The 8,538-nt window shown below is 69.0% G+C and carries 8 protein-coding genes and 1 pseudogene; 2 read left to right on the top strand and 7 right to left on the bottom strand.

The annotated features are described in order from the left end of the window. From QZ753_RS14825 to QZ753_RS14810, 4 genes are all read right to left on the bottom strand, one after another. A partial coding sequence (locus QZ753_RS14825) for a tripartite tricarboxylate transporter permease (protein ID WP_294644667.1) occupies positions 1-632 on the bottom strand: 632 nt, incomplete at its 3' end. Positions 633-644: 12 nt separating this feature from the next. Next, positions 645-1,118 (bottom strand): tripartite tricarboxylate transporter TctB family protein, encoded by a 474-nt coding sequence (locus QZ753_RS14820; RefSeq protein WP_294644666.1) that lies wholly within the window; start codon positions 1,116-1,118, stop codon positions 645-647. 90 nt (positions 1,119-1,208) lie between these two features. After that, positions 1,209-2,189, bottom strand: coding sequence for a tripartite tricarboxylate transporter substrate-binding protein (locus QZ753_RS14815; RefSeq protein WP_294644665.1), 981 nt, complete (start codon positions 2,187-2,189; stop codon positions 1,209-1,211). A 522-nt stretch (positions 2,190-2,711) separates the two neighbouring features. Further along, the gene (locus QZ753_RS14810; protein ID WP_055890979.1) at positions 2,712-2,921 is read right to left on the bottom strand and encodes a cold-shock protein; all 210 of its coding nucleotides are present in this window, start codon (positions 2,919-2,921) and stop codon (positions 2,712-2,714) included. Between the two features lie 327 nt (positions 2,922-3,248). Here QZ753_RS14810 and QZ753_RS14805 point away from each other — a divergent pair, with 327 nt between their 5' ends. Both QZ753_RS14805 and QZ753_RS14800 read left to right on the top strand, forming a co-directional pair. Beyond that, positions 3,249-5,069: a glycoside hydrolase family 15 protein gene (locus tag QZ753_RS14805; protein ID WP_294644663.1), complete on the top strand. Its 1,821-nt coding sequence runs from the start codon at positions 3,249-3,251 to the stop codon at positions 5,067-5,069. 128 nt (positions 5,070-5,197) lie between these two features. Beyond that, positions 5,198-6,394: a GGDEF domain-containing protein gene (locus QZ753_RS14800; protein ID WP_294644662.1), complete on the top strand. Its 1,197-nt coding sequence runs from the start codon at positions 5,198-5,200 to the stop codon at positions 6,392-6,394. A 55-nt stretch (positions 6,395-6,449) separates the two neighbouring features. Here the strand turns inward: QZ753_RS14800 and QZ753_RS14795 are convergent. The 3 genes and pseudogenes from QZ753_RS14795 to QZ753_RS14785 form a co-directional block, all read right to left on the bottom strand. Further along, a pseudogene (locus QZ753_RS14795) lies at positions 6,450-7,205 on the bottom strand (ABC transporter ATP-binding protein); the annotation flags it as partial. Further along, complete coding sequence (locus QZ753_RS14790) at positions 7,202-8,233, bottom strand: iron ABC transporter permease (RefSeq protein ID WP_294644668.1); 1,032 nt, start codon at positions 8,231-8,233, stop codon at positions 7,202-7,204. The pseudogene QZ753_RS14795 and the gene QZ753_RS14790, both read right to left, overlap by 4 nt. 5 nt (positions 8,234-8,238) lie before the next feature. Further along, the coding region (locus QZ753_RS14785; protein ID WP_294644661.1) for an ABC transporter substrate-binding protein at positions 8,239-8,538 on the bottom strand (300 nt) is incomplete at its 5' end.

Here is an 8,538-nt window from a genome sequence, read left to right as displayed (position 1 = left end):
ACGGCGATCGAGACGAAGTTGATGCCCTGGTAGAGCTCGAGCTGACCGAAGGTGAAGCGTGGCGTGCCAGTGTAGATGTCCTGGCCGACGGTGCCGAGCAGCAGACCGAGGCAGATCATGGCGAGCGCCTTGATGATCGAGCCGTGGGCGAGCGAGATCGAGACGAGAAGGCCGAGCACGATCAGCGCGAAGTATTCTGGCGCACCGAACTGGAGGGCGACGCGCGCCAGCGGCGGGGCGGCGATGGCAAGGAGCAGCGTCGCCACCGAGCCGGCGAAGAAGGAGCCGAGCGCGGCCGTTGCGAGCGCCGTGCCGGCCCGCCCTTTCCTAGCCATCTGGTAGCCGTCGATGGCGGTCACCGCCGACGAGCTTTCGCCCGGCAGGTTGATGAGGATCGCCGTCGTCGAGCCGCCGTACTGGGCGCCGTAATAGATGCCCGACAGCATGATGAGGGCGGTGACGGGCGAGAAGGAGAAGGTGATCGGCAGGAGCATGGCGATCGTCGCCGTCGGCCCGATGCCGGGCAGGACGCCGACGAGCGTGCCCAGCAGCACGCCGACGAAGCACCAGAAGATGTTGATCGGGGTGAGCGCCGTTTCGAAGCCGAGCGCGAGATTGGCCAGAAGATCCATCGTGTCCGCGCCTCAGGAGAAGGTGAGAAGTGGGCCGAAGGTCGGCAGGGTGATGCCGAGGCCGACCTTGAAGACCAGCCAGCACAGAGCCGACATGCAGACCGCGATCGTCAGCGACGAGACGATCGAGTTCTTCGCGGAGGCGAGCGCCACGATCGCGGTCCCGATGAAGACGACCGGCACGAGGCCGAGAAGCGATCCGAACTCGCCGAAGATCACGAGCGCGGCGATGATCAGGACGATGCCCTTCCAGGGGATCGGCGTCTTTTCGATCCGCTCGTCCTTGCGCAGGCCGCCGAAGGCGATCATCGCGCCGAAGATCGCGAGCAGGATCGCGAGCGTCATCGGAATGAAGCCGGGTCCCATGCGGATGGCCCGGCCCATGTCGTAGTTCGAGGCCTCGAGCGCGAAGCCCGCGGCGATGGCCATGAAGATCAGGCCCGCCAGAAGATCACGACGCGATTTCGCGCCTTCGGTTGCTTGCATGGAAAGGTCCCCCCGGACGGATACGATCGGTCGAGCCGGCCGGGGTGAACCCCGGCCGGACGGCACTGTCTGCGAGCCGTGGACGGCCGATCAGTCGGCGTAGGTGCCGGCGGCCTGGATGATCGGGCGCCAGAGCTCGATCTGCGAGGTCAGCTGCGCCTTCAGCGAGTCCGGGGTCGCGTCCGCGGCCGAAACCGGCGCGGTGCCGAGTTCCGCGAAGCGCGCCTTGACGGTGTCGTTGGCCAGCGCCTTCTGCAGGGCGCCCTCGAGCTTGGCGATGATGGCGGGATCGGTGCCCGCCGGCGCGTAGAGCCCGTGCCAGACGCCGATCTGCATCTTGTCGAGGCCGACTTCCTTCGTGGTCGGCAGGTCCGGCAGCGAGGCGACGCGCTCCGGCGTGGTGACGGCGTAGGCCTTCACTTCGCCGGCCTTGATCTGGTTTGTCGTGTTGGTGGTCTGGTCGCAGAGGACGTCGACCTGACCGCCCACGATGTCGGTCATCGCCGGGGCGGCGCCCTGGTAGGGCACGGTGATCATCTGCACGCCGAGCGCTTCCTGCAGGAGCATGCCGCACAGGTGCGAGGCGGAGCCGATGCCGGCATGGGCATAGGTCGTGTCGGCGCCGTTCGCCTTCAGATAGGTGATGAGGCCGGCGGCGTCGGACGGCTCGAGGTCCTTGCGCGCGACGATGGTCATCGGCACCGAGGTGACCTGGCCGATCGGCGCGAAGGCCTTCAGCGGGTCGAAGGCGAGCTGGCGGTAGAGGGTGGGCGCCGTTGACATGCCGATATGGTGGAGGAGGAGCGTGTAGCCGTCGGGCTTGGCCTGGGCCACCTGACCGGCGCCGAGCGTGCCGCCCGCGCCGCCGACGTTCTGCACCAGCACCTGTTGGCCGAGTTCGCTCGTCATGGTCTGCGCGATCAGGCGCGTCACGGTGTCGGTCGGGCCGCCGGCGGAGAACGGCACCACGATCGTGATCGGCTGCGTCGGGTAGTCCGCCTGCGCGGACGCGGCGGATGCGGCAGCCAGAACGGCGATCGAGGCGAGAAGCCCCTTCCAAATCGTCGACATGATTCCTCCCAGAGTGTCGGCGCGCCGGAGAGCTTGGCGCAGGGCCGGACAGCACAGGATTTGTGACGGTTTGTCCAGTCGTCCTTCCCCGCCAACCTGCGGAAAACGCACGATCTTCAGCGCTTTAAAGCGATATACTAGTATTGTATCGTTTGAAAGAAAGGCTTGCGTAGTTATTGCGCCTTGTACTTGCCCAATAGTCGGACGATTGCGCTTGCGTTTCTGTCGGGCGGGCACCCAGCGGGCGAACGACTTGTTGCGGCCGGTCGATCACGACTTCGGCATCGAGGCATTCGACAGCCGGACAAGAAAAAACCCTGCAGCCGGATCGGCGCAGGGTTCGCTCATGTCGGTCGTCGCCCCGTTTCGCCAGTTCATCCGTGGTCGAAGCGGGAAGACGGGAGAAGGTCTAGCGGGTCGAGCTGGCTCGAGGCTTGCCTTTCGGAAGGAGGCCCGCCGACGGATCGGCGGGGAGATCGGGTCGGGCCGTCCCGGTTCGGGAGAGCCGGAGCCTGGATCGGCTCAGAGAGCCTTGAGGTTCTGCGCCGCGAGCTTGCCGGTCTTGCGGTCGGCCACGAGCTCGAAGCTGACCTTCTGGCCGTCGGTCAGGCCATCGAGGCCCGAGCGCTGCACCGCCGTGATGTGCACGAAGGCATCCTGACCTCCGTCATCCGGGGCGATGAAGCCGAAGCCCTTGTCGGAGTTAAACCATTTCACGGTTCCCGTAGCCATGGGACACCTTTCTACGCAAGCGTTCGTCGGCGGCCTTCCGGCGCGCTCCAGTTTCGAGTATCGCGATGAAACGGGAGAACCGGCTCTGCGCCAACGGCGCAAGGCCCAAGCGTCCGGCCATCTTTCGACCATTCCGATATGCCCTCGCCGGACCAAAAACGCAAGTCGTCGTTACGTCCGGGCGCGGCAATGATTCTTGGCCCTGGCCTCGCATGCGCGCGTGTGCCGCAGGATCTTATGTGGCCGCCGAAGCATTCGTGCGGGGATGACCCATAAGCCAACGCCTGCGGCGCGTCCCTGTATCTCGTCCGAACGACCGGAGATCCCATGCTGAACCGGGTGAAGCCGGCCGAAGACCCCGGCGTCGTGCGGCCGGGGCGGCCGGGGCCGCTGCCGCTCGAGAGCTACAGCGCGCTCGGCGACGGCCGCAGCGTCGCTCTCGTCGGCACCGACGGCTCGATCGACTGGTGGTGCGTGCCGAACATGGACTCGGCCCCGATGCTGGACCGCGTCCTCGACGAGGGAAGCGGCGGGTTCTTCTCGCTGACCCCGGTCGGCGATTACACGTCGCACCGCGCCTACCGGCCGGATTCCAACGTTCTCGAGACCGTCTTCGAGACGTCGCGCGGCCGCGCGCGCATCGTCGAAGCGCTGAACAGCGGATCGGGCGGACGCCTGCCCTGGTGCGAACTGGCGCGCCGGATCGAGGGGATCGAGGGCGAGGTCACCTTCGAGATGCGCCTCGTCTTCGGCACGCAGGCCGACACGATCTGCCCGTTCCTCTACACTAACGCCAATGCCACGACCTTCCACGCCGGGTCGGTGATCGGTCTCCTGCGCGTGAGCGACGGCGTGCGGATCGAGGAAGAGGGGGACACCGAGATCCGCGGGCATGTCCGCGTCGCGGCCGGGGCGCGCGAACTCGTGGCGATCGTGGCGGGCGAGGACGAGCCGCTGGTGGTCGAGGAGCCCGAGCGGATCAGCGCCCGCATCGACGTGACCGACGACGAGTGGCGGCAATGGTCGGCCGGCATCCGCTTCGAGGGATCGTATCGCGCCGAGGTGATGCGCAGCGCGCTGGCGCTGAAGCTCCTTCTCTACTCGCCGACCGGCGCGATCGCGGCGGCCGCCACGACGTCGCTGCCTGAAGGCATCGGCGGCGAAAAGAACTACGACTATCGCTACGCCTGGGTGCGCGACGCGTCCTACACGATCAAGGCGCTCCTGCGCATCGGCGCGATGGCGGAGGCCAAGGGCGCCTTCACCTGGCTCATCAAGCGGCTGGCCGAACACGGCGCCCTCGTCTGCTATACGCTGGAAGGCGAGCGCCTGCCGGCCGAGGAGACGATGATCGACCTGCCGGGCTATCGCGGCAGCCGTCCCGTTCGGCGCGGCAACCAGGCGGCGGGCCAGCATCAGCACGGCATCTTCGGCGACATCTTCGAGACCGCGGCGCGTTTCGTGGCGGGCGGGCATGTGCTCGACCCGCGCAGCGCCGCCGTCCTCGCGGGCGTCGCCGACCGGTGCGCGGAGACCTGGCGCCAGCCCGATTCCGGCATCTGGGAATTGTCCGAGCGCCGGCACTACACGATGTCGAAGATCAGCGCGTGGCAGGCGCTCGCACGCGCCGTGGAACTGGCCGACGGCGGCCATATCCCCTCGACCTGCCGCGAGCGCTGGGCGCGCTCGCGCGACCGGATCGCCGAATGGGTGGACGCCAACTGCTGGTCGGAGCGCGATCAGGCCTATGTCATGGTGCCGGGCGAGAGCGGCCTCGACGCCTCGCTGGCGCTCGCCGTGCGCTTCGGTTTCGACGGTCGCGATCGGCTGGAAAAGACGCTGCGCGCGCTCGACAAGCGCCTGCGCAAGGGCCTGTTCCACTATCGCTACCACGGCGTCGAGGACCACGAAGGCTGCTTCCTCGCCTGCACCTTCTGGATCATCGAGGGGCTGGCGCTTCTCGGACACCGCGACGAGGCGCGCCTGCGCTTCGACGAGGTCCTGTCGGCGCTGGGAGATCGGGGGGCGGGCATCCTGGCGGAGATGGTCGATCCCGATACGCTCGCCTATCTCGGCAACATGCCGCAGGGGCTCAGCCATCTCGCCCTGATGCAGACCGCCGCGACGCTCGACGGCTGCGCCCTCTGAAGGCGTCGCTTCACCGGCGTTCCGCAGCGGCAACGAAAGATTAGCGCGCGGCCGATAGGGTCCGGCACAGAATTATCGGACCACCATCCAGCCGCGCGAGCCATGACCCGCGCGGTTCAGGGCGCGTCATGACGGCACTCGACCTCGGAACCGTCCTGGTTCTGCACAAGACCTCGCTGCTGGCTGGAGCCGGCGGGCTGCTCCTGCCGTGGCTCGGCGGCGGGCGCCCGCGCGGCGTCGGCACCCTCGCGGTCGGCTATCTCCTTCTCGCGCTCGGCGCCTTTCTTGCAGGGCTCGGCGAGTTCGGGGCGATCAGCGCCGAGACGTGGCGCAGCAGCAGCCTCGCCCTTGCGGTCCTCGCCTACACGCTGATCTACTGCGGCATCCGCCGGCTCGACCGCCCCGCCGGGCGCGCCCTCTGGCTCCTGGCGGCGTCTCCGGTGGTTCTCGTCGTCGGCCTCCTGACCCCCGTCTTCGACGACAACACACTGCGCGCCTCCGCCTTCCACGCGGTGGCGGCGCTTGCCGGACTGGCCTCGGCCCTCTCGCTGATCCGGGCCGGCCGGCGCGAGCGGCTCGCCTCGCGCGCGCCGCTCGCCTTTGCGCTTGGCGCCTGCGGGCTGGTCTACGGCGTCCAGTTCCCGTTGATCGCGCTCGGCTTCAGTTCGCCCGGCTCGATCGCGATCGGCTTCGCGGTGACGATGATGCTGAACTTCTCGATCGCCGCGCTCGTCGTGTCCTTCGTGCGGGAACGGGGCGAGGAAACGGAGCGCCGGCGTTCGGTGACGGACGCGCTCACCGGCGTCCTCAACCGCCATGGATTTCGCGATGCGGTGCCCGATTTCGTGCCCGAGGGCGCGGCGATGCTGCTTCTCGACCTCGACCACTTCAAGTCGATCAACGACCGCTTCGGCCACGCTGGCGGCGACACGGTGCTGACGCGCCTGTCGCGTCTTGTGGAAGCGTGCCTGCGGCCGGGCGAGACTCTCGCGCGGCTCGGCGGCGAGGAGTTCGTCGTGTTCCTGCCCCATGGCGGGGGCCGGGCGGTGGAACTGGCCGAGACGGCGCGTGCGCGGCTGGCCGATGCCGTAATCGACTGGCGCGGCGAGCAGATCGTGGTCAGCACCAGCGTCGGCGTGGCGCTAGCTTCGCCCCGAAGGAGCGAAGGCCGCGAGGCACTCCTTGCGCGTGCCGATGCCGCACTCTACCGGGCCAAGCGGCTCGGCCGGAACCGGGTGGAGATCGACGGGGCCGCGCCGTCCGACGGTGCGGAGCGACCATCTACCCCCTGGCAGGGCGTCACACCGCACTTCGCGCCGGGCTGAGGGACCGCGCACGCGGCGCCGTCGGCCCATCGTCGCTCGGCACGGTGCCGTGCGGCAGGAAATGGATGTGCGGGCGGGTGTGATGCGGCGAGGTCTCGACGCGCGCCTCGACCGCGAAGACCTCGCGCAGGAGGCTTTGCGTGAGCACCGCGTCCGGCGCGCCGGCGGCCACGACGCGCCCGCGATCGAGGATCAGCAGCCGGTCGCAGAACATCGCCGCATGGTTCAGGTCGTGCAGCGAGACGATGCAGGTCATCGACAGGCTGGAGACCAGCTGCAGCAGGCCGATCTGGTGCTGGATGTCGAGGTGGTTCGTCGGCTCGTCGAGGAGAAGCTCGGTCGGCGTCTGGGCGAGGGCGCGGGCGATGTGGGTGCGCTGGCGCTCGCCGCCGGACAGGGCATGCCAGCGCTCGCGGCGCTTCGAGGTGAGGCCCGTTCGCCGCAGCGCCTCGTCCACCGCCGCCTCGTCCGCGCCGGTCCAGCCCGAGAAGGGCGAGCGGTGCGGAAAGCGGCCGAGCCGCACGACGTCGATCACCTTGAGGTCGGCGTTCGTCGCCGCATGCTGCTCGACGAAGGCGACGCGCCGGGCGAGCGAGCGCCGCCCGAGCCGCGCGATATCAGTGCCGTCGAGCCGGACCGTGCCTTCGTTCGGACGCCGGAGGCCGGCGAGAAGGCGAAGGAGCGAGGTCTTGCCCGAGCCGTTGGGCCCGAGCAGCCCCAGGACCTTGCCGGGTTCGGCTTCCAGCGAGACCCCGTCCACGACGGTCCGCCCGCCGATCCGCCAGGTGAGATGGTCGGCGACGATACTCATGCGGGCCGCTGCAGGCGATAGAGGATGACGGAGAAGAAGGGCACGCCGACCAGTGCGGTGACGACGCCGATCGGCAGGACCTGCTGCGGGATCAGGATGCGCGAGGCGATGTCGGCGAGCACCATGAAGACTGCGCCAATGAGGGCACAGGCCGGCAGGAGGCGCACATGCAGCGGCCCGACCAGGAAGCGCGCGACATGCGGCACGACGAGCCCGACGAACCCGATCGAGCCGACCATGCTGACGATCGTCGCGGTCATCACCGCGATCAGCGAGAAGAGGACGAGCCGCGTGCGCCCGACATGCACGCCCATCGCGGCCGCCGCCTCGTCGCCGAAGGCGAAGGCGTCGAGGACCCGCGACTGCAGGAGGCAGGCGAGGAGACCCGCGCCGACCACGACCGACACCAGCGTGAATTCGGGCCAGCGCACGCCCCCGAAGCTTCCGAGCAGCCAGAACATCACGTCGCGCGCCTGCTGCGCGTTGCCGGACGTGGTGACGACGTAGGACGTCGCCGCGTTGAAGAGCTGCGAGGCGGCGACGCCCGCAAGGATCGTCCGGTCAGCCCCGCCCCGCGTGCCGCCGGACAGGAGGGCCACGAAGAGAAAGGCCGCGAAGGCGCCGAGAAAGGCGCCCGCCGAGAGCGACACGGCGCCAGCGCCGAGGCCGAGGATCACGACCGCGACGGCCCCGGTCGAGGCGCCGGCCGAGATGCCAAGGACGTAGGGCTCGGCGAGCGGGTTGCGCAGGAGCGCCTGCATGACGGCGCCCGACAGCGCGAGACCCGCCCCGCAGAAGGCGGCGACCAGCGCGCGGCTGAGGCGGTAGTCCCAAATTACCGTCTCGTGAATGCGGCTGATCTCGACCGCGGTCCAGCCGAGGCGGTTCGTCAGCGCCGCAAGCGTCGTCGTCAGGGGAATGGGAAGATCGCCGATCCCGACGCTGACGCCCACCGCCAGCGCGATCACGGCGAGCGCGGCAAGGACGAGCGTGGCGGGCAGGGCGCCGCGGCTAAGCGCGCCGGACAAGACCGTCACTTGCGCAGACCGAGGGCCTTCAGCTGCTCGGCCACCTGTTCCGCCCCGTAGATCGTGCGGATCGTCGGGTTCATCGCCTGTCCGTCCATCACGACGATCGCCTCGTTGCGGACCGCCTTCATCTGGCTGGTCGCAGGATCGGAGGTCAGGAACGCGATCTTGGCCTCCGGCTTGTCGAGTTCCCAGCGGTTGCGGTCGAGGCTGGCGACGACGATCACGTCGGGATCGGCGGCGATGATGCTCTCCCAGCCGAGCGTCGGCCATTCCGCCTCGGTCTGGATGGCGTTGGTGCCGCC

Origin of the sequence: uncultured Aureimonas sp. (genome assembly GCF_913775355.1) — a bacterium.
Lineage (GTDB): Bacteria > Pseudomonadota > Alphaproteobacteria > Rhizobiales > Rhizobiaceae > Aureimonas.
The sequence above is the reverse complement of the archived record's forward strand: the minus strand, read 5'-3'. Positions and strand labels throughout refer to the sequence as shown.

What these genes read in the sequence shown, in the direction of transcription:
- QZ753_RS14820 (WP_294644666.1), bottom strand. Translation starts at nt 1,118, where the DNA reads ATGCAAGCAACCGAAGGCGCGAAATCGCGTCGTGATCTTCTGGCGGGC.
- QZ753_RS14815 (WP_294644665.1), bottom strand. Translation starts at nt 2,189, where the DNA reads ATGTCGACGATTTGGAAGGGGCTTCTCGCCTCGATCGCCGTTCTGGCT.
- QZ753_RS14810 (WP_055890979.1), bottom strand. Translation starts at nt 2,921, where the DNA reads ATGGCTACGGGAACCGTGAAATGGTTTAACTCCGACAAGGGCTTCGGC.
- QZ753_RS14805 (WP_294644663.1), top strand. Translation starts at nt 3,249, where the DNA reads ATGCTGAACCGGGTGAAGCCGGCCGAAGACCCCGGCGTCGTGCGGCCG.
- QZ753_RS14800 (WP_294644662.1), top strand. Translation starts at nt 5,198, where the DNA reads ATGACGGCACTCGACCTCGGAACCGTCCTGGTTCTGCACAAGACCTCG.